The organism is Pseudoalteromonas sp. S3260, assembly GCF_005886925.1.
Classification (GTDB): Bacteria; Pseudomonadota; Gammaproteobacteria; order Enterobacterales; family Alteromonadaceae; genus Pseudoalteromonas; species Pseudoalteromonas tetraodonis.
In genome coordinates this window covers 1-333 of record NZ_PNCV01000366.1, presented here as the reverse complement: position 1 = coordinate 333, position 333 = coordinate 1, and the positions used below count along the sequence as shown (strand labels likewise).

Genomic DNA, 333 nt, shown 5'->3' with positions numbered 1-333 from the left:
TGATCACTTACAACCCAGCTATGATATCTCCCCACTGTTAGTGTTTTAGATAATCCTTTAAAGAGATAACTATTATCTCTATGTGTAATGGGTGTTGCTACCCCATGATATACCTGATTAAGATTTACTAACCCTGCGCCAAAAGATTCCCCGATAGCCTGATGCCCTAAACATACGCCCAATATGGGTTTTGAAGCAGCATACTCCTTTATTAATGGCAATAACAACCCTGCTTCTTGCGGAATACCCGGACCGGGAGATAATACAATTTTATCATATTCTTTTACCATCTCTAAGGGAATCTCATCATTGCGCTTTACAGTAACGATTATA

Annotated in this window: 1 protein-coding gene; it reads right to left on the bottom strand. The window is 39.0% G+C overall.

The window, feature by feature from the left end; genetic code table 11:
• Positions 1 to 333: anthranilate synthase component II (locus tag CWC14_RS18820; RefSeq protein ID WP_502705438.1), on the bottom strand; the 333-nt coding region annotated here is incomplete at both ends.